The following is a 25,859-nucleotide window of genomic DNA, read 5'->3' on the forward strand; positions in this document are numbered from 1 at the left end:
AAACCTCCGACCCACTCGTGGTCACGATCAGGTCACGATGACGGAAGTGCCGGTGGAATGGGCCTTTCAGCGCCTCGGAGTGAAGCTCCTATGTCTGGTCAAGCGGTGGTGAGCCATTCGCGGTAGCGGGTGATGACTTCGGGGGTGAGGTACTTGCCGCGTTCGGTGTAGCTGATTGTCATGGGGGCTATGCCCAGGGCTCGGGCGGCGGCGTCGATGGTGATGTTCTTGGCTTGGCGTGCGGGTCGTAGGTCGTGGACGCCGAGGTGCTCGTGCGGGCGGGTCAGCTGTTTGAACATCTCTCTGGCGATGGCGCGTTTGAGCATCCGCAGGATCTCGGGGGTCGATCGACCCTTGGCTCGCTGTCGGGCGGCGAACGCTTTGGTGGGCGGGTGGTTGCGCAGCCGGACCAGCGCGATGGTGTGCAAGGCGTTGTTCGCGCGGCGATCACCGCCACGTGAGAGCCGGTGGCGGGTGGTCTTGCCCGAGGACGCGGGAACCGGCGCGGTGCCACACAGTGCGGCGAACGAGGCCTCGCTACGGAGCCGGTCGGGATTACCGCCCGCGGTGATGAGCAACTGGGCTGCGGTGCTGTTCCCGACGCCGTGCAGACCCAGCAGGTGTGGCGCGGTCTGCTCGATCACCGAGGTCAGCTCGACGTCGAGTGCGGCGATCTCCTCACTCAGCAGCTGGTGGCGGCGTGCGAGGGACTTCAACGCGGTCAGCACCAGGCGCTCCTCGATGTCTGCATGGACTGCGGGGCGACAGGCCGCCAGAGCCTGGATCAACCGGACAGCCGTGTGGTGGCGGTACTTCTCCCGGCTCGTGAGGGGTGCGGTGATGAGCTGGTGGCGGATCTGGACCTGCGCGGCGGCGCGGGCCTTGACCGCGGACCGGCGGGCGTTGTGCAGGGCTCGCAGCGCGGTGACCTCGGCGCTCTTCGCGGCTGCGGTGGCCCGACCGGCCAGCACTGCGTGGGCTGCTTGGTAGGCGTCGATGGGGTCGGACTTGCCCTCGCGGCGCCGCACCGATCGTTCCGGGCGCAGTACCTCGAGCACGTCCAGACCCGCCTCGCTGGCGGTGCGGGTGATGCCGAGACCGTAGGAGCTGGTGCCCTCGATCCCGACCACTGTCACCTGCCCGTGGCTGGCCAAGAACTCCAGCGCCTGCCGATAACCCAGCGGTGTCGTCAGGAACTCCTTGTCGCCCAGCTCGCGGCCCCACGGGTCGATTGCTGCGACGTGGATGGTGTCGGCGTGGGTGTCGATCCCCCCGATGATCGTGCCGGGATCCAGCGTGGTCACTGTCATGATGGAGATGCCTTCCGTGTCGAATCGGATGGGTCGACGCCGGTCGGGCGAGCAGACAGGACACTGATGAGACTCTCGCCAGGCTCTTATGAGGTCATGTCCGCCCGGCCGGCGCGCGGGTACCTCAGGACCGGACGGTCCAATTGATGGTCAGGCCAGCAGGCCGACAGTCAGTGGCTGAGTCACAGCCCTGAGGTCGAACCATCATCAGTGTCGGTGGCGGCTGGTTGAGTTGTCCCCATGACCAGCACCGCCACCACTCCCGATCCGGAGGTCGTCGACCTCGCGGACGCGAGCGTGTCCGGGTTGTTGGAGCAGGCGGCCGAGTGTGAGGCGGTGCTGCGCGAGGCAGCGGTCCACCAGCTGCGCATCGCCTACGAGTGGGCGATCGCCCACCCGGTGGTGGACGCGGCCGAGACAGCCCGTGGGCCGGTGCTGCCGTCCGTGCTCGAAGCGCCCGAGACGCTGGGCGGCCCGGGCACTCCGGCGGTGGCGGCGTTCACGGCCGAGCCGCTGGCGGTCGCCTGCGGCATCGCGCCGTCCTCGGCGACCGCGCTGCTGGCTGACGCCCTGGATCTCCACCACCGGCTCCCGGTGCTGTGGCAGCAGACCCAGGCCGGGCTCGTGGCAGTGTGGAAGGCCCGCCGGGTCGCGGCCCGCACCCGCGACCTGTCCCTGGACGCCGCCCTGTGGGTGGACCGCCACACCGCCGGCCGCGTCGGCTCCCTCAGCCTCGTAGCGTTGGACCGGCTGGTCGCCGAGGCCGCGGCACGCGTCGACGGCGAGAGCCTGGGCGAGAAGGAGAAGTCCGGCCGGTCCCAGTGGGACGTGAAGCTCAAGCACCGCGACCCCCGCCACGGCGGCGCCACCTCCGAGATCCACGCGGTCGGCGACACCCTCGACCTGACCCGGTTCCACGACATCGTCTGCGCCGAAGCCGAGACCCTCGGCGCCCTCGGTGACGACGACGCCTTCGAGGTCCGCAAGGCCAAAGCCCTCGGAGTGATCGCTGATGCCCAGGCCCGTCTTGACCTCACCAGCCTGCTCTCGCTCCCGGGTGCAGCCAGCGACCGCGACTGCGCAGACGTCGATGCTGACCAGGTGACCCAGGTGCGGCGACGCCTCATCGAGCGGCGCGACGCCAAGGTCCGGCTCTACCTCCACGCCTCGCTGGCCGACATCACGGCCGACACATCTGGTTCCGTGGGCACGGTCGAGCGGCTTGGCCCGGTGACCCTCGACCAGATCAAGGCATGGGTCGGCAAGGCGCGCGTCACGATCCAGCCCGTCCTCCACGTCGCCTCCGACGACACCTGGTCCGTGGACCGCCACGACCCACCATCACGGATGGCCGAGCAGGTGGTTCTTCGGGATTCGAGCTGCGTGTTCCCGTGGTGCAGCCACCCGTCCCGGCACGCAGACCTCGACCACGTCGACCCCTACGAAGATCCGGACGAAGGTGGACCGCCGGGTCAGACCACCCCGTCGAACCTGGCCCCGCTGTGTCGAAGACACCACCGAGCCAAGACCGCAGGCGCCTGGACCTACCAACGCACCGCCCCCGGCACCTACCTGTGGACCGGACCCGCCGGCATCACCGCGATCGTCACCCCCACCGGCACCCTCACCCTGGGCTCCAGCTCGTGACCCATCATCTCTGCGCGAGCACGATCGCCTGAGCCGTCTTCTCGGTTCCTTCCGAGGCACGGGACATCCGCGCGTGGACCCTGATGCCGTGGTCCTCGAGCAGTCTCGTCACAACCGCCGGATCATGGCGGTAGTTCGTCATGGCGACCGTGTGTCCGTAGGCGCTGGTGATGTCCACGCCACGGCCGTCACCGGCTTGGAAGGCAATCAGCAGCCAGGCTCCGGGCCGGAGCACCCGCGCAAACTCCGCGATGATCGGCGCCAGCTGCTGAGGGGCAGCATGGATGAGCGAGTACCACGCCAGTAGACCTCCTGCGGTCGAATCCGGCAGGGGGAGACTCTCGAGCGCACCCGTCTCGAAGTGCAAGCTCGGGTAGTTGCGTCTGGCGACGTCGATCATCCCCGAGGACAGGTCTATGCCGGTGACCTCCAGGCCTCGAGCCACGAGGTGAGCGCTGATGCGTCCCGTGCCGCAGCCGGCGTCAACCACCGGGCTGAGCTCCGCAGCGGCGCATCGACGCGCGAAGTCGTCGATCATGGCGACATCCAAGGGCGTCTCAGCGTCCAGGCCAGGCAAGAGACGTGCGTAGTCAGCAGCCACGAGGTCGTATGCGCGCTGCACCTGCAGTCGGCCGACGCCTGGGCTCATGAGCAGGGACGTTACAGACGGACCGTGACGGGCGGCGCTCATCTGCCCTCCGCGGAGGATCCACTGCTCCGGCAGGATGGCGGCATGACCGCCGATCTGGGACCGGAGCGCAGTCAGCTCCCATGGCCCACCACGGCCGAGGCAGTCGCTGCCTCCGTGGCCTGCGCACGCGCCCTGGGGCTGCCTGTCGAGGAACCGGAGGTCATCGCCGAGGGCTTCAGCGTCCGCGTCCACCTCCGTCCCTCACCTGTCGTCAGCCGGGTGGTCACGACGGGTCAGCAGCTGCGGGGGAAGCCTCGCCCCTGGCTCGAGCGCGAGGTGGCGGTGGGGCAGTTCCTCGCCCGGTCCGACGTCGCGATCGTGGCTCCCTGGGAGGAGCCCGGGCCCCACCGCGTCGACGGGACCGACGTGACGCTGTGGAGCTGGGTCGAGGACACCGGCGGGTTGGTCTCCGCGGCCGAGTTCGGGGTGATGCTGGGGGAGCTGCACACCGCCCTGGCGTCGTACGCCCCCGACCTCCCCACCTTGGTGGGACCGCTCACCGACATCGCCGCGGCGGTCTCGCGCGTCGACGATCCGCTCCTCCACCGCGCGGCCGACGTGCTGGTGCCCTTGGCGATGGACTGGCCGCGGCGTCCCCTGCACGGTGACGCCCACACCGGCAACGTGCTGATGACGCGGGACGGTCCTCGGTGGAGCGACTTCGAGGACGTCTGTGCCGGACCGGTCGAGTGGGACCTGGCCTCCTTGACCCTGACCGACGAGGCGGTGGACGCCTACCCCGGTCACATCGACCGGACACGGCTGGAGGAGTGCCGCGACCTGCGCCGCCTGCAGGTCTTGTCGTACCTCCTGGTCGAGGACGCCCACGAGCCCCAGCTCCTTGAATCGCTCACCTCCGCGCTCCGGTGGCGCCTGTAGCCCGGCCGGCCCCTAGGCTTCGCCCATGCCTTCCAGCACCTTGGACCCCGAGAACCTTCACGCCATCTTCAAGGCGTACGACGTCCGGGGCACCGTGCCGGACCAGCTCGACGCCGACCTCGCCAGGGCGACCGGGGCCGCGTTCGTCGAGGTGATCGATCCGGGCACGGTGGTCGTGGGGCACGACATGCGGCCCAGCTCGCCGGAGCTGGCGGCCGCCTTCGCCGACGGTGCGACCCGCGCGGGTGCGGACGTCGTCATGGTCGGGTTGGCCTCGACCGACCAGCTGTACTTCGCGTCGGGTCACCTCGGTCATGCGGGCGTGATGTTCACCGCGAGCCACAACCCGGCCGGCTACAACGGCATGAAGATGTGCCGCGCCGAGGCGGTCCCGATCGGCACGGACAGCGGCCTCGTGCAGATCCGCGACGCGGTGGCGTCGGGTCGCCCGCAGGTCGCGACGGAGCCCGGCCGGGTGTCCGAGCAGGACGTGCTCTCCGACTACGCCGCCCACCTCCTGCGTCTGGCGCCCGTCGAGGGTCGTCGGCTCACGGTGGTGGTCGACGCCGGCAACGGGATGGCGGGGCTGACCGCTCCGGAGGTCCTGGGCAGGATCGACGGCATCGACGTGGTGCCGATGTACTTCGAGCTCGACGGCACCTTCCCGAACCACGAGGCCAACCCCATCGAGCCCGACAACCTGCGCGACCTCCAGGCTCGGGTGCTGGAGGAGAACGCCGACATCGGACTCGCCTTCGACGGTGACGCCGACCGGTGCTTCCTCGTCGACGAGCGGGGGGAGGCGGTGTCGCCCTCGACCCTCACGGCACTGATCGCCGCCCGCGAGCTCGGCAAGTCACCCGGGTCGACGATCATCCACAACCTCATCACCTCGCGGGCCGTGCCCGAGATCGTCGCCGAGCTCGGCGGCACGTCGCTTCGCACCCGGGTCGGCCACTCCTACATCAAGGCCTCGATGGCCGAGTCCGGCGCCGTCTTCGGCGGCGAGCACAGCGGCCACTTCTACTTCCGCGACTTCTGGCGCGCCGACTCGGGCATGCTCGCGGCCCTCCATGCGCTCGCCGCGCTGGCCGAGACCGACCGCCCGCTGTCGCAGCTGCTCGCCGAGTACGAGCGCTATCCCATGAGTGGTGAGATCAACTCCACGGTCGCCGACCAGCAGGCCGTGATGGACGGGCTGCGCGAGCACTACTCTGGCCACGACGGCGTCGAGGTCGACGACCTCGACGGGCTCACGGTGATCCATCGTGACTGGTGGTTCAACGTGCGGCCGTCCAACACCGAGCCGCTGCTGCGGCTCAACGCCGAAGGCAGGGACCTCTCCACCATGGAGCGGGTCCGTGACGAGGTCCTCGCCACCATCAGGTCCGCACCATCCGAGCCCACCCAGACCGGGGGAGACCAGTGAACATCGATCAGCAGCTGCTCGACATCATCGTCTGCCCCGCCTGCCACGGAGAGCTGAAGGTCGTGGACCCCGAGCTCGTGTGCCAGGGCTGCGGCAACGCCTACCCCGTGCGCGACGACATCCCGGTCCTCCTGGTCGACGAGGCCCGCAAGCCCGCCTGAGCGGCGAGCGGCGAGATCGGGAGCTGACGTGGTGAGCTGGTTCGACGAGTCGCGGCTCGACGACGAGACCGTGCTGGCGGGTGCTGACCTGAGGCTGCGGACGCTCGCCGAGTCCGGTGCCCGCGTACGACGGGAGGCCCACGAGGCCGCCCAGGTCACCGCCGACCTGGTCGCTCGTGACCTCCCGCGCCCACGCGCAGTCATCGCGGCCGGTCCGGACTCGCGGCTCCTGCGCGCGGTGCTCGAGCCGTGGTGCCCCGTTCCCTTCGTCGCGTGGCCCAATCCTGGCCTTCCCGGCTGGGTGGGGAGCCTCGACCTGGTGGTCATGCTGGCGCCCGAGGGCTCCGACCACGGATCGGCCTCGGCCGTGGCCGAGGCGGTGCGGCGTGGTGCCCATGTGGTCGTCGCGTGCCCTGAGCGCTCGCTGGTCGCCGAGCACGCCGCCGGGCGGGACACCACGATCCTGCCCACCGTGACGGGGGACCAGCTCGCCACGGCCGTGGTCGTGCTCGACTACCTCAGCCACGTCGACCTGTGCCCGGGGGCGGATGCCGAGACGGTGGCGACCGCGCTGGACGAGGTGGCGACTGCCTGCTCGCCCCATCGCGACCTCGCGGTCAACCCCGCCAAGATGCTCGCGATCGCCATGGCCGACACCAATCCCGTCCTGTGGGGAGGATCGGTGCTCGCCGCCCGCGCGGCGCGCCGCGTGGCCGAGTCGGTCCGGCGCGCGAGCGGAAGGTCGGCGATCGCCGGCGACGCCGAGCACCTGCTGCCGCTGCTCGAGGCCACCCGGCAGCGCGACGTGTTCGAGGACCCCTTCGCCGAGGAGTCACCCGAGCTCCGGCCCCTGCTCCTGATCCTCGACGACGGCTCCGACGACCACGTCGTACGCGAGCAGGCGGGGATCCTGCGTGCCGCGGCAGCCTCCCGCGGCGTCCGTGTCGAGACGATCTCCACCCAGGTCGACGCCGAGGTCGCGCGCTACGCGTCCCTGCTCCTGACCGGCACCTACGCCGCTGAGTACCTCCGCATCGGCCTGGTCGAGGACTGAGGGCACCACCAGGGCGCGCGAGATCCGCGCCGTGACCACGCCGATAGGCTGAGCTGCACCGACCCACACCGGAAGGACCCCTCATGGCCGGCGGACTCTTCGCCCTGCTCGACGACGTGGCCGCGCTGGCCCGCATCGCCGCTGCGAGCGTCGACGACGTGGGCGCGGCGGCGGGCCGGGCCAGTGCGAAGGCCGCCGGGGTCGTGGTGGACGACACCGCGGTGACGCCGCAGTACCTCGCGGGGTCGGCAGCTGCGCGCGAGCTGCCCATCATCAAGCAGATCGCCGTCGGGTCGCTGCGCAACAAGCTGATCTTCATCCTGCCGGTGGCCGTGCTGCTGGGGCAGTTCCTGCCCGGACTCCTCCCGGTGATCCTGATCTTCGGTGGCGCGTTCCTGGCCTACGAGGGCGCTCACAAGGTGCACGAGAAGCTCACGGGCCACCACTCCGCCGCTGAGGAGGAGATCTCGCCGCACGGGGAGATCACCCCCGAGCACGAGCAGCGCACGATCGCCCAGGCGATCCGCACCGACTTCATCCTCTCGGCCGAGATCATGGTCATCGCCCTGAAGGAGGTCGTCGGCTCGGACGGGGACGCCTCGATCTGGATGCGCGCCATCGTCCTGGCCGTGGTCGCGGTGTTCATCACGATCGTCGTGTACGGCGTGGTGGCGATCATCGTGAAGATGGACGACGTCGGCGTCCACCTCGCCCAGAAGAAGTCCGCGACCTCGCAGAAGGTGGGCCAGGCGCTCGTCGGAGCGATGCCCAAGCTGCTCACCGCCATCTCCTTCATCGGCACGCTCGCGATGCTGTGGGTCGGCGGGCACATCTTCCTCGTCAGCCTCTACGAGATCGGCGGGAAGATCGACGGGAATGCCGGCCTTCTTTACGGGACAACGCTCGGCGACGTCGTGCACGCGCCGTACGACGTGATCCACCACTGGGAGGAGGACGTCCACGACGCCATCGGGGGTGCGCTCGGCAGCGTCGCTGGCTGGCTCCTCAACACGGTGCTGAGCCTCCTGGTCGGCCTCCTCGTCGGCGCGATCGTGCTGGGGATCCTGCGCCTGCTGGGGATCGGCGGCCACCACGGGGATGAGCTCGGCAGCAAGCACGGCGAAGCCCACGGCGACGATCACGCGGATGGTGCCGCGGCCGAGCCGGGCGGCCCCGTCGCCGGCAGCGGCAGCCAGCGCATGCAGGTCGACATCGACGAGCCGCGGGGCGAGCAGGGCGGGACCGTCGAGGATTCTGATAATCGGTGAGGCCGGTTCTAGGCTTCTGAAGTCAGCGTGGGAGATCCCGACGACGCACAGACGTGCGGCGCAGACGCGCTCCACACACTTCAGGAGACAACGATGGACTTCAAGGTCGCTGACCTCAGCCTGGCCGACTTCGGTCGCAAGGAGATCGAGCTCGCAGAGCACGAGATGCCGGGCCTGATGGCCATGCGCGAGCGCTACGGCAAGGACCAGCCCCTCAAGGGCGCCCGCATCGCCGGGTCGCTGCACATGACGATCCAGACCGCCGTCCTGATCGAGACCCTCGTCGCGCTCGGCGCCGACGTGCGCTGGGCCACCTGCAACATCTTCTCCACCCAGGACCACGCGGCCGCCGCGGTCGTCGTCGGTCGCGACGGCTCCGTCGACGCCCCCGCTGGCACCCCGGTCTTCGCCTGGAAGGGCGAGACCCTCGCCGAGTACTGGGACGAGGCCGAGAAGGTCTTCGACTTCACCGACGCCGACGGCAACCCGGTCGGGCCCAACGTCCTCCTCGACGACGGTGGCGACATCACGATGCTGCTCCACCTGGGCGTGGAGTTCGAGAAGACCGGTGTCGTGCCGTCGCAGGACAGCACCGACAACGAGGAGTTCAAGGAGGTGCTGCGAGTGCTGGCCCGCTCGGTCGAGGCCAAGCCGCAGCACTGGACCACCATCGCCAAGGACATCAAGGGCGTCTCCGAGGAGACCACCACCGGCGTGCTGCGCCTCTACGACCGGTTCCGCGAGGGCACGCTCCTCTTCCCGGCGATCAACGTCAACGACTCGGTCACGAAGTCCAAGTTCGACAACAAGTACGGCTGCCGCCACTCGCTGATCGACGGGCTCAACCGGGCGACCGACGTGATGATCGGTGGCAAGGTCGCCGTCGTCTGCGGCTACGGCGACGTCGGCAAGGGCTCCGCGGAGTCGCTGCGCGGCCAGGGCGCCCGGGTGATCGTGACCGAGATCGACCCGATCTGCGCGCTGCAGGCCGCCATGGACGGCTACGAGGTCAAGCGCCTCGAGTCCGTCGTCGAGACCGCTGACATCTTCATCACCACGACCGGCAACTTCGACATCATCACGGTCGAGCACTTCCACAAGATGAAGCACCAGGCGATCGTCGGGAACATCGGCCACTTCGACAACGAGATCAACATGGCGGGCCTGGCCAAGATCCCCGGCATCGTCAAGGACGAGATCAAGCCGCAGGTCCACCAGTGGATCTTCCCCGGCGAGGACGGCAAGCCCGGCAAGAAGATCATCGTGCTGTCGGAGGGTCGCCTGCTCAACCTGGGCAACGCCACGGGCCACCCGTCGTTCGTCATGTCGAACTCCTTCACCAACCAGGTGCTGGCACAGATCGAGCTCTACACCAAGGCCGACGACTACCAGCTCGGCGTGCACGTCCTGCCCAAGCACCTCGACGAAGAGGTGGCCCGCCTGCACCTCGACGCCCTCGGTGTCGAGCTGACCGAGCTCACCAAGGAGCAGGCCGCCTACCTCGGCGTCCCGGTGGAGGGCCCCTACAAGTCCGACCACTACCGATACTGACCTGATCGCCGGTGGCGCTTCGGCGACCTCACTAGGCTCTGGGACATGAGTCCAGCTTCGGAGCAGCCCACCCGCGGCAGCATCCTGGTCGTCGACGACGATGCCTCACTGGCGGAGATGCTGTCGATCGTGCTGCGCCAGGAGGGCTTCGAGAGCCGCATCGTCGAGCGTGGCGACGAGGCCCTGGCCGCCTTCCGCGACTACCAGCCGGACCTGGTGCTGCTCGACCTGATGCTCCCGGGCAAGGACGGCATCGACGTCTGCAAGGAGATCAGGGCGGAGTCGGGCGTGCCGATCGTCATGCTCACCGCCAAGGGCGACACCATCGACGTCGTCGTCGGTCTCGAGTCGGGGGCCGACGACTACATCGTCAAGCCGTTCAAGCCCAAGGAGCTCATCGCTCGCATCCGCGCGCGCGTGCGCCGCACGGACACGCCGGCCGACGAGGGGCTCACGATCGCCGACCTCTCCATCGACGTCGCGGGTCACTCCGTCACCCGGGACGGTCAGCCGATCAACCTGACCCCGCTCGAGTTCGACCTCCTGGTCTGCCTGGCGCGCAAGCCCTGGCAGGTCTTCACCCGCGAGGTGCTGCTCGAGCAGGTCTGGGGCTATCGCCACAGCGCCGACACCCGACTGGTCAACGTCCACGTGCAGCGCCTGCGCTCCAAGGTCGAGCACGACCCCGAGAACCCCGAGGTCGTGGTCACGGTCCGGGGCGTGGGCTACAAGGCCGGCAAGTCGTAGGCCCGCGATGGCCGAGCCCACCACGCCCACCCGGGGCCGGGAACGACTCCCCGGGGGGCTGGGTCATGCGCTGCGCCGGGGCCCGTCGTTCTGGCGGCGCTCGGTGCAGGCACGGGTGGTGCTGAGCACGGCCGTGCTCTCCGCCGTGGTCATCGGCATCGTCGGCTGGGTGCTCATCCAGCAGACGCGCGACGGCCTCCTCGAGAACCGCGTCGACGCCGTGGTGAGCGAGGCCGAGAGGGAGACCGAGTCGGCGCGCTCCGCCCTCGACTCGGCGCTCGGCGTCGAGCTCGACGAGTCAGCCCAGCAGCAGGAGCTGGTCCAGCCGATCATCGCCCAGGGAGCCACGCGTGGCTTCGCGGTCGTCCTCTCGCCGCCCATCGGGGAGGGCAGCCGGCTGTCGGACGGCGGCGCGAAGTTCACCCTCGGTCTCGACCTCGAGAGCGTGCCCGAGGCACTCGAGGACCGGTTCGACGTCGCATCGCCGACGTCGTGGACCTACACCGACATCTCCACCACCCGCGACGTCCCCGGTCTGCCCGAGGGCCCGGGGGTGGTGGTGGCCAGCCAGGTACGCCTGCCCGCAGACGGCCACACCTACACGCTCTACTACCTCTACCCGCTCGCCGAGCAGGAGGAGACGCTCGCACTGGTCGCGCGCGCCATGCTCACCGCCGGCACGCTGCTGCTGGTGCTGGTGGCGGGACTCACGTGGCTGGTCACCCGCCAGGTGGTCACCCCCATCCGGATGGCGCGGCGCGTGGCGGAGCGCCTGGCCGCCGGCCAGCTGCAGGAGCGCCTCAGGGTACGTGGTGAGGACGACCTCGCCCGCCTGGCCACCTCGTTCAACCAGATGGCCTCCAACCTCCAGAAGCAGATCCGGCAGCTCGAGGAGCTCAGTCGCATGCAGCGCCGTTTCGTCTCCGACGTCTCCCACGAGCTGCGGACCCCCCTGACCACCGTGAGGATGGCCAGCGACGTGCTCCACGACGCCAGGGAGGGGTTCGGCCCGGTCGCCGGCCGTGCCGCGGAGCTGCTGCAGACCGAGCTCGACCGCTTCGAGACGCTGCTCGCCGACCTGCTCGAGATCAGCCGCTTCGACGCCGGTGCGGCGGTGCTCGACGCGGAGGACGTCGACCTGGTCGACGTGGCCCATCGCGTCGTCGACATGACCAGGGGACTGGCCCAGCAGCGCGGGATCCGCGTGGTCGTGCACGACCCCGGTGTCAGCTGCCTGGCCGAGGCCGACGTACGACGCGTCGAGCGGATCGTGCGGAACCTCATCACCAACGCCATCGACCACGCCGAGTCCGGCAACGTCGACGTCTACGTCGCCGGTGACGACCACGCCTCCGCGATCGCCGTTCGGGACCACGGCGTCGGCCTGGGCCCGGGGGAGTCGGCGATGGTCTTCAACCGCTTCTGGCGCGCGGATCCCGCCCGCGCCCGCAGCAGCGGCGGCACGGGCCTGGGGCTCTCCATCTCGCTCGAGGACGCTCACCTGCACGGCGGCTGGCTCCAGGCCTGGGGACGACCGGGCCAGGGGGCTCAGTTCAGGTTGACCCTGCCCCGTCGGCTCGCCGACGCGTTGCGCCACAGCCCGCTGCCGCTCGTGCCCGAGGACGCCAGGGAGTCGGCATGATCGCGCTGCGAGCCGTCGCGACCCTCGTGTGTCTCGTGCTCCTCTCGGCGTGCGTCGGGATGCCCACCGAGGGCCCGGTGGTCGAGAGCGCCGGGTCGGCCGACGTCGAGGAGGCGCCCGGGTTCTCCTTCAACCCCCGGCCACCCCAACCCGGCCAGGCTCCCGCCGAGATCGTCAGTGGCTTCCTCGAGGCGATGGAGGAGACCCCGGTGCGCACCAGCGTCGCGCGGCAGTTCCTCACCGCGGAGGCCCAGGAGACGTGGGCGCCGGAGACGCAGATCATCACCTACGACGACCTCGGGCCTCCGGTGGGCCAGACCCTCGTCTCGCTGCGCATCACCGGCGCCGACGTCTACGACGCGCGTGGCGCCTGGCAGCGCACCGAGCCCGAGATCCGTCTGAGCTTCGGGCTCACCCGCGAGGCCGGCGAGTGGCGCATCGGCCGGGCGCCGGACGCCCTGGTGGTCCCGGACTCCTGGTTCGGCGACTGGTACCAACGCGTGTCGCTCTACTTCTTCGACCCCACCGCGCAGATCCTGGTGCCCGAGCCGGTGTTCGTCCCCAAGGGCGACCAGTTCGCGTCCTCCCTCGTCCGCGGCCTGCTGACCGCTCCGGGCGACCGGGGCGACGTGGCCCGCACGTTCTTCCCGCCCGGGCTCACGCCGGGCGTCGGCGTACCGATCAGCACCGCCGGCATCGCCGAGGTGTCGCTCAACGGCGACCCCGACGTCATCGACCAGGACACGGCCCAGCGGATGCTGACCCAGCTGGTGTGGACGCTGCGCCAGGACGAGCGCGTCCGCGCGATCCGACTCACCATCGGCGGCCGCCCCTTCGGTGGACGCGAGGGCACGACCCAGGTCAACCTCGACGTGGGTGACGCCTTCGACCCCACCGGCTCAGGCGCGAGCCGGGACCTCTTCGGGCTGCGCGACGGCCGCCTCGTCCGCGGCTCGCTCGACTCGCTGACGGCCACTCCGGGGGCCTTCGGCGAGACGAGCCTGGGGATCCGCTCCGTCGGGGTCAACCTCGCCGGGACGCGGGTCGCTGCGGTCACGAACGACGGAACCGCACTGCTTCTCGGATCCGTCGACCAGCCCGACGGACGGGTCACCCAGGTGCTCAGCTCCGCGACCGACCTGTTGCCGCCGGCGTGGGACTTCTCAGACCGGGCGTGGCTGGTCGACCGCCGGGCCGACGGGGCACGTGTGCTGATGATGGGCAGGGGCGGCCCCCGGGAGGTGGTGGTCCCGGGGATTACCAGGCGTGACGTGCGCAGGCTCCTGGTCTCGCGCGACGGCAGCAGGCTGGTGGCGCTGGTGCGCGGGACCACGACCGACCGGGTGGTCTCGGCACGGATCCGCCGTGACGTCCAGGGGCGTGTGCTGGGTGCGACCCGGGCGAGGGAGCTTGCCGGCGACCTCGTCGGCACCGGCCGGATCCGCGACGTGGCCTGGCGCTCGACGACCAGCGTGGCCGTGCTCAGCGACTTCAGCGAGGTCCTGGCGGAGGTGCGCACGATCGCGGTCGACGGTGCTCCGGCCGACCTCGCGAGCGAGGGCTTCTCCCGCGTGCGGGGGCGGGTGCGTGGGCTGGTCGGCTCGCCCAAGCCGGGCAGCCAGGCGCTGGCGCTGACGCGCCGCGGCGTCATCGACGTGATCACGCCGGAGCGGGTCGTCCCCGAGCTGCCCAGCGGGCTCACCTACCTGACCTACGTGGGATGAGGATGCTCGACGCGGCCGTGGACCTGTTCCTCGGCTCCAGGTGCGCGGGGTGCGCGACCCCGGGGCGGATGCTCTGCCCGGCATGCCGTGCCGCGCTCCCTGCCGCTGCGGGCCCGGCCTGGCCCACGCCTGTCCCCGACGGCCTCGTGCAGCCCTGGTCGGCCGCCCCCTATGCCGGCGCGGTGCGCGAGCTCGTCGTCGGTCACAAGGACCGCGGCCAGCTCGGGCACCGTCGCGTCCTCGGCCGACTGCTCGCCGTCGCCGTCGAGGCAGCCGTCGCCGACCTCGACCCCGCCGACCCGGTCCTGCTCGTGCCGGTCCCCTCGCGTCCTGGTGCCTCGCGTCGACGCGGCTACGACCCGACGGCGGCGCTGACCAGGACCGCCGCGGCGGTGCTCGAGGGGCGCGACGCCCGAGCCGTCGGGCTCCTCGTCTCCCGCGGCGGTGTCGCCGACCAGGCCGGGCTCGGCATCGCCGAGAGGGCGACGAACATGGCGGGCTCGATGGCGTGTCCCTCGCACGTCGTACGACGACTGCGGCGCCGCGGCCCCGCCCGGGCCCACGTCGTCCTGTGCGACGACGTGCTGACCACCGGGGCGACGGCACGCGAGGCGCAACGGGCTCTGGAGGCGGCCGGTGTCCCGCCCGTCGCGGTGGCCACCATCGCCGCGACCGTGCGCCGGCAGGCAGGCCAGGTCCGAAGGTCCCTTTCGTAGGGACGGTCCACCGGCTAGCGTCATGTCATGGAGTCCGTCCGGGTCCGTGGTTGCGTCATTGGTCGGGCTGAGCCCGGTCCATGGCAAGCCGATGCCAGTCGCAGGCGAAACGGCCCACGTAATCACACGGGAGGCCATGCCTCCGGTGTGAGATCACGGTGCGGCTTAGGAGTAAGTCCTGCCTCGGCCCCGGCACCAGATGTGCCGGACGCCGGGAGAAGGCCGGTAGTGACGGAGAAGTTGCGGAAGCCTCAGCAGGCGGCTGTGGGGACGAAGACCAGGTCGGCCGGGCGGACTCCATCCCACCCACCCCACGAGCGTGGGGGACCATGACGGGTGCGGCCGAGTCGAGTCACGGAGGTTCACATGGAGGTTGTGGTCACTGGACGACACTGCGAGGTGTCCGACCGGTTCCGCGAGCACGTCTCTGAGAAGCTGACCAGACTGGAGAAGCACGATCACCGCATCATGCGGGTCCAGGTCGAGGTCGAACTCGAGAAGAACCCACGACAGCACGACAGGGGAGTGCGCGTTGAGCTCACCGGGTTCTCCAAGGGGCCGGTGATCCGCGCCGAGGCCGCCGCCGAGGACAAGATGGCCGCCCTCGACCTGGCCCTGGACAAGATGCAGGCGCAGATGCGCCGCGCAGCCGACCGGCGCCGTGTCCACCGCAACCGCAACACCCCGCCGTCCCTGGGCGAGGCGCTCGCCGTGATGGAGACGACTGCGGAGGAGCGCGACGACGACCACGAGGACGTCGTCACCGAACGCCAGGTCGGGCCGATCACCGTGTCGGGTGACGGCCCGCTGGTGGTGCGCGAGAAGTCCCACGCCGCCTCTCCCATGACGCTGGACCAGGCGCTCTACGAGATGGAGCTGGTGGGTCACGACTTCTACCTGTTCGTCGACAAGGAGAGCGAGAAGCCGTCGGTCGTCTACCGCCGTCGCGGCTACGACTACGGCGTGATCTCGCTCGACCTGGGGTCCTGACACCGGCGGATCCTGCGCCTCGGGCACGTCCGCGTGTAATGATGCGGACGTGACCGAGGCAACAGGCAGCGAACCCGTCCGTGTTCTGGTCGTCGACGACCAGGAGCTCTTCCGTCGTGGGCTGATCATGCTGCTCGGCCAGGAGCCCGACATCGAGGTCGTGGGAGAGGGGGCCGACGGCGTCGTCGCGACCGAGCTGGCCATCAGCACCGCCCCCGACGTCGTGCTGCTGGACGTGCGCATGCCGCGCCTCACCGGCGTCGAGGCCTGCCGAGCGATCAAGGAGGCCGTCCCGGCCGCCAAGATCATCATGCTGACCGTCTCCGACGAGGAGGCCGACCTCTACGAGTCGGTCAAGAACGGCGCAGCCGGCTACCTCCTCAAGGACTCCTCGATCGAGGAGGTCGCCCAGGCGGTCCGGGTGGTCAACGAGGGCCAGTCGCTTATCAGCCCCTCGATGGCGGTCAAGCTCATCGACGAGTTCAAGCAGATGTCCAAGCCCGAGCGCCAGGGTCCCGCGCTGAGGCTCACCGAGCGCGAGCTCGAGGTCCTGCGGATGGTCGCGAAGGGCCTCAACAACCGCGAGGTGGCCAAGGAGCTCTTCATCTCCGAGAACACCGTCAAGAACCACGTCCGCAACATCTTGGAGAAGCTCCAGCTCCACTCGCGCATGGAGGCGGTCATGTACGCCATGCGCGAGAAGCTGCTGGACCTCCCCTGAGCCTTGGCCGTCCCCGACCCGGGCGGCGGCTCCCGGAGCCTCACCACGCTCCAGGCCCGACGCATCGCGCTCGCTGCGCAGGGATTCTGTGACCGGCCGCACGCGCTGCCGACCATGCGCACCCTGGAGCGCGCGGTCGCTCGCACCGGCGTGCTCCAGGTCGACTCGGTCAACGTCCTGCAGCGGGCCCACTACATGCCGCTCTACTCGCGGATGGGTGCCTACGACCCCGACCTGCTGATCCGTGCCTCGGCGCGCCGCCCCCGACGGCTCGTGGAGTACTGGGCCCACGTGCAGGCGCTCATGCCGGTCGAGCTGTGGCCGCTGATGCGCCACCGGATGGACCACTACCGCAGCGAGCGCGGCAAGTGGGGCTTCGTGGCCGACCCCGGCCTGGAGCCCGGGATCCTCGAGGCCGTGCGTGAGCGCGGCCCGGTCACCGCGCGCGACCTCGACGCCGAGTTCTCCGGTCCCCGTCGCAAGGAGCACTGGGGCTGGAACTGGTCCGACGCCCGGCGCGTGCTCGACTTCCTCTACCTCGTCGGCGATGTCGCGATCGCCGGGCGCAACGGCTCCTTCGAGGTGCTGTACGACGTTCCGGAGCGGGTGCTGCCCCCGGCGGTCCTGGATCTCCCCACGCCTTCCCCCCAGGAGGCCGTGACCGAGCTGGTCAGGCGGGCCGCCCGGTCGCACGGGGTCGCCAGTGCCCAGTGCCTGGCCGACTACTACCGCCTCCGCCTCCAGCCGGGGGCCGGCGCACCCAGCACCCGGCTCGCGATCGAGCAGCTGGTCGAGTCCGGCGAGCTGGAGCCGGTCACGGTGCAGGGATGGAGGCGCCCCGCCTACCTCCACCGGGACGCGCGCCTTCCTCGCAAGGTCCCTGCGCGGACGTTGCTGAGCCCCTTCGACCCCCTCGTGTGGGAGCGGGCCCGCACCGAGGCGCTCTTCGACTTCCGCTACCGCATCGAGATCTACGTCCCTGCCGCGAAGCGGGTGCACGGCTACTACGTGCTGCCCTTCCTGCTCGGCGACACGATCGCCGCGAGGGTCGACCTCAAGGCCGACAGGGGGGCGCGGGTGCTGCTCGTGCAGGGGGCGTACGCCGAGATGCATGCGCCGCCGCACACCGCGGAGGAGCTCGCTGCCGAGCTGCGTCGGCTCGCTGCGTGGCTCGGCCTCGACGACGTGGTCGTGGCACCCCGCGGCGACCTCTCCGATGCGCTGCGGGCGGCGTTGGGCCAGTAGGTAGCATTACCACTCGTGCCTGCCATCATCGACAAGCTCCTCCGCATCGGCGAGGGCAAGATCCTCCGCCAGCTCGAGGGCATCGCCAAAGCCGTCAACGCCATCGAGGACGACTTCGTCGCGATGACCGACGACGAGCTCCGCGCGATGACCGGGGAGTTCAAGGAGCGTCTCGCCGACGGCGAGACCCTGGACGACCTCATGCCCGAGGCATTCGCCACGGTGCGCGAGGCCTCCAAGCGGGTGCTGGGCCTGCGCCCCTTCGACGTGCAGATCATGGGTGCGGCCGCGCTCCACCTCGGCAACATCGCCGAGATGAAGACCGGTGAGGGCAAGACCCTCGTGGCGGTCCTGCCGGCCTACCTCAACGCCCTCTCCGGCAAGGGCGTCCACATCGTCACCGTCAACGACTACCTGGCCAAGTACCAGTCCGAGATGATGGGGCGCGTCCACCACTTCCTCGGCCTGACCACCGGGGTGATCCTGCCGGAGATGCGGCCCCCCGAGCGTCGCGAGGCCTACAACTGCGACATCACCTACGCCACCAACAACGAGCTCGGCTTCGACTACCTGCGTGACAACATGGCCGACTCGGTCGAGGACTGCGTCCAGCGCGGCCACAACTTCGCCGTCGTCGACGAGGTCGACTCGATCCTCATCGACGAGGCGCGCACCCCCCTCATCATCAGCGGCCCCACCCAGGACGAGGTGAAGTGGTACGCCGAGTTCGCCACGATCGCCCGTGGGCTGGTGCGCGACACCGACTACGAGGTCGACGAGAAGAAGCGCACGATCTCGGTCCTCGAGCCGGGCATCTACAAGGTCGAGGACCACCTCGGCATCGACAACCTCTACGACTCGGTCAACACCCCGCTGATCTCCTTCCTCAACAACTCCATCAAGGCCAAGGAGCTGTTCCGCAAGGACAAGGAGTACGTCGTCATGGGTGGCGAGGTGCTCATCGTCGACGAGCACACCGGCCGCATCCTCTCCGGGCGCCGCTACAACGACGGTCTCCACCAGGCGATCGAGGCCAAGGAGAAGGTCACCGTCCGTGAGGAGTACCAGACCCTCGCCACGATCACCCTCCAGAACTACTTCCGCCTCTACGACAAGCTCTCGGGCATGACCGGCACCGCCATGACCGAGGCGAGCGAGTTCGACAAGATCTACAAGCTCGGCGTGGTCCCGATCCCGACCAACATGCCGATGCAGCGCATCGACAACGTCGACCTGGTCTACCGCACCGAGGAGGCCAAGTACGACGCCGTGGCCGACGACGTCGCCGAGCGCCATGCCAAGGGCCAGCCGATCCTCATCGGCACCGTCTCGGTCGAGAAGTCCGAGTACCTCTCCGACCTGCTCAGGAAGCGCGGCATCCCGCACACCGTCCTGAACGCCAAGCACCACGCCGACGAGGCCAAGGTCGTGGCCCTGGCAGGCCACAAGGGCGCCGTCACGGTCGCGACCAACATGGCCGGTCGAGGCACCGACATCATGCTCGGTGGCTCGGTCGACTTCCTCGCCGACCAGGAGCTGCGCAAGCAGGGTCTCGACCCGGCCGAGGACCCCGAGGCCTACGACGCCGCGTGGCCGGGCATGGTCGAGAAGATCAAGGCGCAGGTCGCGGCCGAGCACGACGAGGTCAAGGAGCTCGGCGGCCTCTACGTGGTCGGCACCGAGCGCCACGAGTCACGCCGCATCGACAACCAGCTGCGTGGTCGTTCGGGCCGTCAGGGCGACCCGGGGGAGTCGAGGTTCTACCTCTCCCTCCAGGACGAGATGATGCGCCTGTTCAAGTCGGAGTGGGTCGACCGCATCCTCACCGTGCTCAAGGTCCCCGACGACGTGCCGATCGACGCCAAGCGGGTCAGCAACGCCATCGCCGGCGCCCAGGCCAACATCGAGGCCCAGAACTTCGACTCCCGCAAGAACGTCCTGAAGTACGACGACGTGATGAGCCGCCAGCGCGAGGTCATCTACGCCGAGCGTCGCCGGGTGCTCGAGGGTGCAGACCTCGAGGAGCAGATTCGCGGCTTCCTCGACGACGTCATCACCGGCTATGTCGCCGGCGCCACCCAGGAGTACGCCGAGGACTGGGACCTCGACGCCCTGTTCACCGCGCTGGGCCAGCTCTACCCGATCGGCCTGACCAAGGACGGCGTGCTCAAGGAAGCGGGCGGCCTCCAGGGGCTCAGCCGCGAGGCCCTGACCGAGGACCTCAAGAAGGATGCCCAGGAGGCCTACGACCGTCGCGAGGACGAGCTGGGCGAGGAGGTCATGCGCGAGCTCGAGCGGCGCGTGGTCCTCTCGGTCCTCGACCGCAAGTGGCGCGAGCACCTCTACGAGATGGACTACCTGCGCGAAGGCATCTACCTGCGGGCCTACTCCCAGCGCGACCCTCTGGTGGAGTACCAGAAGGAGGGCTTCGACATGTTCGGGGCCATGATGGACGGCATCAAGGAGGAGTCCGTCGGGTTCCTCTTCAACCTGCAGGTCGAGGTTGCCGACGACGAGCCCGAGGCAGCCGCCGAGCCCGAGCCCGTGGTCAGCGCCGCCACGCCTCAGATCGACTTCGCCCAGGCGCAGGCACACGCTCCCAACATCCGGGCCAAGGGCCTGCAGAAGCCCGACCGCCCGCGCAACCTCTCCTACAGCGCCCCGGCCGAGGACGGTGAGGCCGAGGTGCGCGCCGAGGGGAGCGCCGCCGGTGACGACCCGTTCGCGGGCGTCGGCCGAAACGCCCTGTGTCCGTGTGGGTCGGGACAGAAGTTCAAGCGCTGCCATGGCGCTCCCGGTGGGGCGTCCGGCCAGGCGGTGCTGGGCGGCTAGCTAGCCCCACTCCAGCACGACGCACTGCCACCGTCCCGCGACGACCTCGTAGCGGGCCGCGAGCGCCCGTGAGCGCTGTCCGTACCTCGCGTGCGCGCACGCCTCGAGTGCGTCGGCGCGCACCAGGGACGTGCGCACGCCCACGACGACCGGCCGCACGGTGCCGCGCCCGCGGCCGGCGCCCGGGACGGTGCCGGCTGCGCCGCTCACCGTGACCGCGCGGGCGACCAGGTCGTCGTACACCTCGGGGACGCAGTGGCGCAGCACCTGGCGCGCCGGCCGGTCACCGAGGGCGATCTCCAGGACGGCCTGGAGGTGGCGTCGGACGAACGCGTCGAGCCGGTCCCGGGGAATCTCGACCTGCACGACGTCCTGGGCGGTGGCGGAGGACAGGTGAGGACGTGGTGGCTCCACGCGGGGCCCGAGGTCGAGGGCCAGCGATCCCTGCACGCTGGTGACGGGCACGGGGGCGTGGAGCTGGAACACGCGGGCCTCAGCGGTGGTCGGCTCGATCATGGGGTCGTCCTGTCGTGGTCGGTGGAGGGCAGCAGGAGGCGTTGGCCGGGGAGGATCAGGTCGGGGTCGTCGCCGATCACCGCGTGGTTGGCGGCCCAGATGGCTCGCCAGCGCGCCTCGACGGGCTCCCCTGACGGGCGTGAGGCGGCGATGGACCAGAGACTGTCGCCGGGCAGGACGACGTGCTCGTCATCGGTGACGGGTCGCGGCCGGGCGACGGCCCGGTCGGGAAGGACCAGGCCGGCGATGACCCGGTGGTCGGTCTCGGCCGGTCGGTTCTCGGAGGGCCCCGGACCTCCATGCGCGACCGCGGGCGTGGCCGAGCCCGCCACCAGCGCAGCCCCGCACGCGATGAGGACCCAGCGTCGGGCCGTGCCACCGCGGGGTCGTCGTCCTCCCACCAGCTCGAGCACGGTCACAGTCGTCACGAGCCAGAGCCAGCCCGACGAGGCCAGGAACGCTGTCGCGCACACCTGGACGAGCAGCTCCTCGAACGCTGCGCCCCGACCGAGGCCGGTCGTGCGGAGTGAGATGACGCTGGGTGCGGTGAACCCCGCGGCTCCGGCCGTGGCCACGGTGGCGAGCAACCAGACGAGGAGACACCGGAGCGTGTTGGCGCGTGCGTCAGTGCGTGCAAGGGAACCCCGAGAAGACATCTAAACCCTTTGTTTGCTTCTGTTTGCTTCATTCAACGGGTTTTTGACTCAGGGTGTCAACGGTCTTCTGTCCACTGTGGACGACGGCCCACGGCCCTGCGGCCGTCGCTAGGGTCACGGGCATGTCCTGGGAGCGCGACCTCTTCGCCGTCCTCGACGACCTGGAGGGCCAGGCCAGCGCGGCCTTCGACGCCGAGCGCGAGGCGGAGCTGGCCGACCGGGCGCGCGCGGCATACGCCGAGGTGACCCTGGCCAGTCGGTTGATGGCCTCGGTCGGTGAGCCGATCGGCCTCGACCTCCCGTCCCTGGGACGCGTCGAGGGCATGCTGGAGCGCGTCGGCGAGGGTTGGTGCCACCTGCGTGGCGCCGGCCAGGAGTGGATCGTCCCGCTGCGCCACGTGGTCTCGGTCCACGGCGCCTCGCAGCGATCGGTCCCCGAGGTGGCGTGGTCGCCGGTCAGCAGGCTCGGGCTGAGCAGCGCGCTACGACGACTGGCCGACTCGGCGGCTCTGTGTCAGCTGTGCCTGCGCGACGGCAGTCGTCCCGAGGTGCGGGTGCTGCGGGTCGGCGCCGACTTCGTCGAGGTGGCGACGGCGGCCGAGGTGCTGGTGCTCGTGGCCCACGAGGCCGTGGTGGCCATTCGCAGCCGGGCCGAGGCCTAGGTGGCCTCGACGTCGTAGGGCGGGACAGCGCCGGCCGGCGGGACGGTGAACGGCTTGGCGGGCGTGAGCGCCTCGAGCGGGTTGTCGGCCATGGCCTCGGCGATGTGCTTGCGCACGATGTTGCGCGGGTCGAGGTCGCGGAGCTCGAGGTCGGAGTACTCAGGCCCCAGCTCGGTGCGCAGCTCGTCGCGCGCGGAGTGGGCCATCTTGCGGCCCTTCTGGATGAGCTGGGCAGCCTGGCGGGCGAGCTCGGGCAGGCGCTCAGGGCCCAGGACGACGATGGCGACCAGGGCGATGACCGTCAACTCGAGCAGGCCGACGCCGAACATGGGTCAGAACCTAGCGGAAGGCGTGAGCCCCAGCTGCATACCGACCAGTCCGCGGCCACGCCCCGCCAGGGTCTGCGCCGCGCGGGTCAGCTCGCGAGCCGCCGGTGCGTCCGGATCGGCGGAGACGATCGGCTTGCCCACGTCGCCGCCCTCGCGCAGCGCGAGGTCGAGGGGCACCCGGGCGATCACCGGGACGTCGTAGTCGAAACGCTCCGAGAGGGTGCGCGCGACACGCTCGCCGCCACCGGAGCCGAACACCTCGAGGCGGTGGTCGTCCTCGGGCGGGCAGTGGGGGCACGGGAGCCAGCTCATGTTCTCGACCACGCCGACGACTCGCTGGTGCATCATCGAGGCCATCGTGCCGGCCCGCTCGGCCACCTCGGCCGCCGCCTCCTGCGGGGTGGTGACGACCACGACCTCCGCGTTGGGGAGGTGCTGTCCGAGGGAGATCGCCACGTCGCCGGTGCCGGGCGGCAGGTCGAGGAGGAGGACGTCGAGGTCGCCCCAGTAGACGTCGGCGAGCATCTGGACCAGGGCGCGGTCGAGCATCGGCCCACGCCACGCGACGACCTGGTCGCGCCGGGGCTTGAGCATGCCGATCGAGATCACCGAGACCCCGCTGGCGGTGGGCACGGGCATGATCAGGTCGTCGACCTGCGTGGGCCGGCTGTCGGCGACCCCGAGCATGGCGGGGACCGAGTGGCCGTAGATGTCGGCGTCGACGATGCCGACCTTGAGGCCCTGTGCGGCCATCGCCATCGCGAGGTTGACCGTCACCGACGACTTGCCGACCCCGCCCTTGCCGCTGGCGATGGCGAAGACCTTGGTGAGCGAGCCGGGCTGGGCGAAGGGGATCTCGCGCTGGGCGCGCCCACCGCTGAGGACCTCCTTGAGGCCGGAGCGCTGCTCGGGCGTCATGACGCCCAGGGTCAGGTCGACGCCGGTCACGCCCGGCACCTTGCCGACCGCCTCGGTCACGTCACGGGTGATCGTGTCCTTGAGCGGACAACCTGCCACGGTGAGGAGGACGGTGACCGCGACGCCGCCGCCCTCGTCGATGGTCACCGAGTCGACCATGTTGAGATCGGTGATGGGCCGCTTGATCTCGGGGTCGTTGACCTCCGCGAGAGCGGCGGTGACCTGCGCGACGGTGGGGGTGCTCATGATGCTCGAGTCTACGAGCCCCCCGGCTGGGCTCAGGCGGGAGTCCGCCCGTCGTGGTCATCGTCACTGCGACCACGGGTGAGCTCCTCGATGTCGCCCACCAGTCCGCGCAGCTCCGAGCGCAGGAAGTCGCGGGTCGCGACCTCGCCGACGGACAGGCGCAGCGAGGCCACCTCGCGGGCCAGGAACTCCATGTCGGCGTGGGCTCGGGCGTTGGCCTGCCGGTCCTGCTCCGCCACGACCTTGTCCCGCTGCTCCTGCCGGTTCTGCGCGAGGAGGATCAGGGGAGCGGCGTAGGAGGCCTGCAGGCTCAGCATCAGGGTGAGGAAGATGAAGGGGAACTCGTCGAAGACCAGGTCGTCGGGCGCCAGGGTGTTCCAGCTGACCCAGAAGAGCACGAAGAGCGTCATCCAGATGAGGAACCGCGCGGTTCCCATGAACCGCGCGAAGGACTCGGCGAACACGCCGAAGGCGTCGGCGTCGTAGGCCGGGCGCCTCACCAGGGTGCGGCGAGCCTCACGGGGCGTGTCGAGCCGGGGACGACGGTTGTCGCTCACGACCGCTCACCACCCAGGACCGTGCCGGGGCGTCCCGTGCGGTCGCGCCAACCCTCCGGGAGCATGTGGTCGAGCAGGTCGTCCACGGTCACCGCCCCCAGCAGGCGGCCCTCCTCGTCGACCACCGGGGCTGCGACGAGGTTGTAGGTCGCCAGGTGGCCGGCGACCTCGTCCATGGTCGCGTCGGGACGCAGGGGGTCCATCGACTCGTCGAGCGCCGCGGCCACCAGCGTGGAGGGCGGCTCCCGCAGGAGTCGCTGGATGTGGGCCGCGCCGAGCAGCCGGCCGGTCGGTGTCTCCAGTGGCTGCCGGCACACGTAGACCAGGGCGGCCAGCGAGGGAGTGAGCTCGGGGTTGCGGACCTGGGCCAGCGCGTCGGCGACCGTCGCGTCCGGGGAGAGGATCACCGGCTCCGGCGTCATCATGGCCCCGGCCGTGTCCGCGTGGTAGCTCATCAGCCGGCGTACGTCCTCGGCCTCGTCGGGCTCCATCAGACCGAGCAGGGTGGCGGCGGTCTCGGGGGGCAGGTCGGCGATGAGGTCGGCGGCGTCGTCGGCCGACATCTCCTCGAGCACGTCGGCGGCGCGCTGGGAGTCGAGGTGCTCGAGGATCTCGACCTGGTCCTCCTCGGGCAGCTCCTCGAGGACGTCTGCGAGCCGCTCGTCGTCGAGCGCCGCGACGACGGCGGTACGACGCTCCGGTGGCAGGTCGTGGATCATGTTGGCCGCGTCGGCCGGTCGCATGTCGTGGAGCGCCGCGATCAGGTGGGTCGCTCCTTGCGAGTCCTCCTGCCGCGTGAGCCCGGCGACGTCGCGCCACTCGACGACGTGGGTCTGACCACGACGCCGGAACCCCTGCGAGGGCTCCTTCACCGCGACGCGGGAGATGACCCAGTCGCGGTTGCGGGCCTGCTCCATGGCGACGTCGTAGACCGTGCCGGTGACGCCGGAGTCGCGGATCGTCACCGTCTTGTCGAGCATCTGGCCCATCACGAGCGTCTCGGTGGACCGCTGCTCGAAGCGCCGCATGTTGATGAGCCCGGTGGTGTGCACCTGGCCGCTGTCGATCGCGGTCACCCGGGTCATGGGGACGAAGATGCGCCGACGTCCGAAGATCTCCGCGACCATGCCCAGCACGCGGGGCTGGCTGGTCTCCGAGCGCACCGCCACGACGAGGTCGCGCACCTTGGCCACCTGGTCGCCCTGGGGGTCGAAGATCGGCAGCCCGACGAGCCGGGCCACGAAGACACGGGTCGGAGTGGTGCTCACCGGCGCAACGTTAGCGTGCAGGAGGGCCGCGGCACGCCTCTGTGAAGAAGCCCGTGGTTCGCGTCGCGTGAGGTAGCCTGCTGCCACACGAGCAACATCT

24 protein-coding genes are annotated in these 25,859 nt (G+C 70.3%); 16 read left to right on the top strand and 8 right to left on the bottom strand.

Features of this window, described 5'->3' with window-relative positions; genetic code table 11:
- Window positions 1–98: 98 nt before the first annotated feature.
- Entirely contained in the window at window positions 99–1,310 is a 1,212-nt protein-coding gene (locus EXE58_RS13225) for an IS110 family RNA-guided transposase (RefSeq protein ID WP_244242217.1), read from the bottom strand.
- A 240-nt stretch (window positions 1,311–1,550) separates the two neighbouring features.
- On the opposite strand from EXE58_RS13225, the gene EXE58_RS13230 reads away from it, so the two are divergent.
- Window positions 1,551–2,957, top strand: a complete 1,407-nt coding sequence (locus EXE58_RS13230; RefSeq protein ID WP_135268324.1) for an HNH endonuclease signature motif containing protein — start codon at window positions 1,551–1,553, stop codon at window positions 2,955–2,957.
- Window positions 2,958–2,961: 4 nt separating this feature from the next.
- On the opposite strand, the gene EXE58_RS13235 is transcribed toward EXE58_RS13230, so the two are convergent.
- Entirely contained in the window at window positions 2,962–3,495 is a 534-nt protein-coding gene (locus tag EXE58_RS13235; RefSeq protein ID WP_208544008.1) for a class I SAM-dependent DNA methyltransferase, read from the bottom strand.
- A gap of 195 nt (window positions 3,496–3,690) precedes the next feature.
- Here EXE58_RS13235 and EXE58_RS13240 point away from each other — a divergent pair, with 195 nt between their 5' ends.
- From EXE58_RS13240 to secA, 14 genes are all read left to right on the top strand, one after another.
- Entirely contained in the window at window positions 3,691–4,527 is an 837-nt protein-coding gene (locus tag EXE58_RS13240) for a phosphotransferase (RefSeq protein ID WP_135268326.1), read from the top strand.
- Window positions 4,528–4,552: 25 nt separating this feature from the next.
- Window positions 4,553–5,956: a phosphomannomutase/phosphoglucomutase gene (locus tag EXE58_RS13245; protein ID WP_135268327.1), complete on the top strand. Its 1,404-nt coding sequence runs from the start codon at window positions 4,553–4,555 to the stop codon at window positions 5,954–5,956.
- The gene (locus EXE58_RS13250; RefSeq protein ID WP_135268328.1) at window positions 5,953–6,117 is read left to right on the top strand and encodes a Trm112 family protein; all 165 of its coding nucleotides are present in this window, start codon (window positions 5,953–5,955) and stop codon (window positions 6,115–6,117) included. The genes EXE58_RS13245 and EXE58_RS13250 overlap by 4 nt, the downstream gene beginning before the upstream one ends.
- A 31-nt stretch (window positions 6,118–6,148) precedes the next feature.
- Window positions 6,149–7,171, top strand: a complete 1,023-nt coding sequence (locus EXE58_RS13255; protein WP_244242218.1) for an SIS domain-containing protein — start codon at window positions 6,149–6,151, stop codon at window positions 7,169–7,171.
- 83 nt (window positions 7,172–7,254) lie between these two features.
- Window positions 7,255–8,439 (top strand): DUF808 domain-containing protein, encoded by a 1,185-nt coding sequence (locus EXE58_RS13260; protein ID WP_135268330.1) that lies wholly within the window; start codon window positions 7,255–7,257, stop codon window positions 8,437–8,439.
- Between the two features lie 93 nt (window positions 8,440–8,532).
- A complete protein-coding gene (ahcY, locus tag EXE58_RS13265; RefSeq protein ID WP_135268331.1) occupies window positions 8,533–9,990 on the top strand; it encodes an adenosylhomocysteinase in 1,458 nt (485 codons plus the stop codon).
- 45 nt (window positions 9,991–10,035) lie between these two features.
- Window positions 10,036–10,737 carry an MtrAB system response regulator MtrA gene (gene mtrA, locus EXE58_RS13270; protein WP_135268332.1) on the top strand — a complete coding sequence of 234 codons (702 nt, stop codon included), beginning with the start codon at window positions 10,036–10,038 and terminating at the stop codon, window positions 10,735–10,737.
- Between the two features lie 7 nt (window positions 10,738–10,744).
- Entirely contained in the window at window positions 10,745–12,379 is a 1,635-nt protein-coding gene (gene mtrB, locus EXE58_RS13275; RefSeq protein WP_135268333.1) for an MtrAB system histidine kinase MtrB, read from the top strand.
- Window positions 12,376–14,103, top strand: a complete 1,728-nt coding sequence (locus EXE58_RS13280) for an LpqB family beta-propeller domain-containing protein (protein WP_135268334.1) — start codon at window positions 12,376–12,378, stop codon at window positions 14,101–14,103. The genes mtrB and EXE58_RS13280 overlap by 4 nt, the downstream gene beginning before the upstream one ends.
- A complete protein-coding gene (locus tag EXE58_RS13285) occupies window positions 14,100–14,819 on the top strand; it encodes a ComF family protein (RefSeq protein WP_208544009.1) in 720 nt (239 codons plus the stop codon). Before EXE58_RS13280 ends, EXE58_RS13285 begins: the two co-directional genes overlap by 4 nt.
- 366 nt (window positions 14,820–15,185) lie before the next feature.
- Entirely contained in the window at window positions 15,186–15,809 is a 624-nt protein-coding gene (gene hpf, locus EXE58_RS13290) for a ribosome hibernation-promoting factor, HPF/YfiA family (protein WP_135268335.1), read from the top strand.
- A gap of 49 nt (window positions 15,810–15,858) precedes the next feature.
- A complete protein-coding gene (locus EXE58_RS13295) occupies window positions 15,859–16,530 on the top strand; it encodes a response regulator (protein ID WP_244242219.1) in 672 nt (223 codons plus the stop codon).
- Between the two features lie 3 nt (window positions 16,531–16,533).
- Window positions 16,534–17,775 carry a winged helix-turn-helix domain-containing protein gene (locus tag EXE58_RS13300; protein ID WP_244242220.1) on the top strand — a complete coding sequence of 414 codons (1,242 nt, stop codon included), beginning with the start codon at window positions 16,534–16,536 and terminating at the stop codon, window positions 17,773–17,775.
- Window positions 17,776–17,790: 15 nt separating this feature from the next.
- A complete protein-coding gene (gene secA / locus EXE58_RS13305; RefSeq protein WP_135268336.1) occupies window positions 17,791–20,607 on the top strand; it encodes a preprotein translocase subunit SecA in 2,817 nt (938 codons plus the stop codon).
- On the opposite strand, the gene EXE58_RS13310 is transcribed toward secA, so the two are convergent.
- Window positions 20,608–21,123, bottom strand: coding sequence for an Rv3235 family protein (locus tag EXE58_RS13310; protein ID WP_135268337.1), 516 nt, complete (start codon window positions 21,121–21,123; stop codon window positions 20,608–20,610).
- On the bottom strand, window positions 21,120–21,710 hold the full coding sequence (locus tag EXE58_RS19745; protein WP_208544010.1) for a LysM peptidoglycan-binding domain-containing protein: 591 nt from the start codon (window positions 21,708–21,710) through the stop codon (window positions 21,120–21,122). Before EXE58_RS19745 ends, EXE58_RS13310 begins: the two co-directional genes overlap by 4 nt.
- 191 nt (window positions 21,711–21,901) lie before the next feature.
- On the opposite strand from EXE58_RS19745, the gene EXE58_RS13320 reads away from it, so the two are divergent.
- The gene (locus EXE58_RS13320; protein ID WP_135268338.1) at window positions 21,902–22,441 is read left to right on the top strand and encodes a hypothetical protein; all 540 of its coding nucleotides are present in this window, start codon (window positions 21,902–21,904) and stop codon (window positions 22,439–22,441) included.
- Here EXE58_RS13320 and EXE58_RS13325 read toward each other — a convergent pair.
- From EXE58_RS13325 to EXE58_RS13340, 4 genes are read right to left on the bottom strand one after another with little or no spacing between them, the layout of a single operon-like run.
- Window positions 22,438–22,770 (bottom strand): sec-independent translocase, encoded by a 333-nt coding sequence (locus EXE58_RS13325; RefSeq protein ID WP_135268339.1) that lies wholly within the window; start codon window positions 22,768–22,770, stop codon window positions 22,438–22,440. The two genes, EXE58_RS13320 and EXE58_RS13325, sit on opposite strands and share 4 nt — an antisense overlap.
- A 3-nt stretch (window positions 22,771–22,773) precedes the next feature.
- The gene (locus EXE58_RS13330) at window positions 22,774–23,934 is read right to left on the bottom strand and encodes an Mrp/NBP35 family ATP-binding protein (RefSeq protein WP_135268340.1); all 1,161 of its coding nucleotides are present in this window, start codon (window positions 23,932–23,934) and stop codon (window positions 22,774–22,776) included.
- Window positions 23,935–23,966: 32 nt separating this feature from the next.
- Entirely contained in the window at window positions 23,967–24,491 is a 525-nt protein-coding gene (locus tag EXE58_RS13335; RefSeq protein ID WP_135268341.1) for a DUF1003 domain-containing protein, read from the bottom strand.
- Entirely contained in the window at window positions 24,488–25,759 is a 1,272-nt protein-coding gene (locus EXE58_RS13340) for a magnesium transporter MgtE N-terminal domain-containing protein (protein ID WP_135268342.1), read from the bottom strand. Before EXE58_RS13340 ends, EXE58_RS13335 begins: the two co-directional genes overlap by 4 nt.
- Window positions 25,760–25,859: the final 100 nt, after the last annotated feature.

It is taken from the genome of Nocardioides seonyuensis (assembly GCF_004683965.1).
GTDB classification, from domain to species: Bacteria; Actinomycetota; Actinomycetes; order Propionibacteriales; family Nocardioidaceae; genus Nocardioides; species Nocardioides seonyuensis.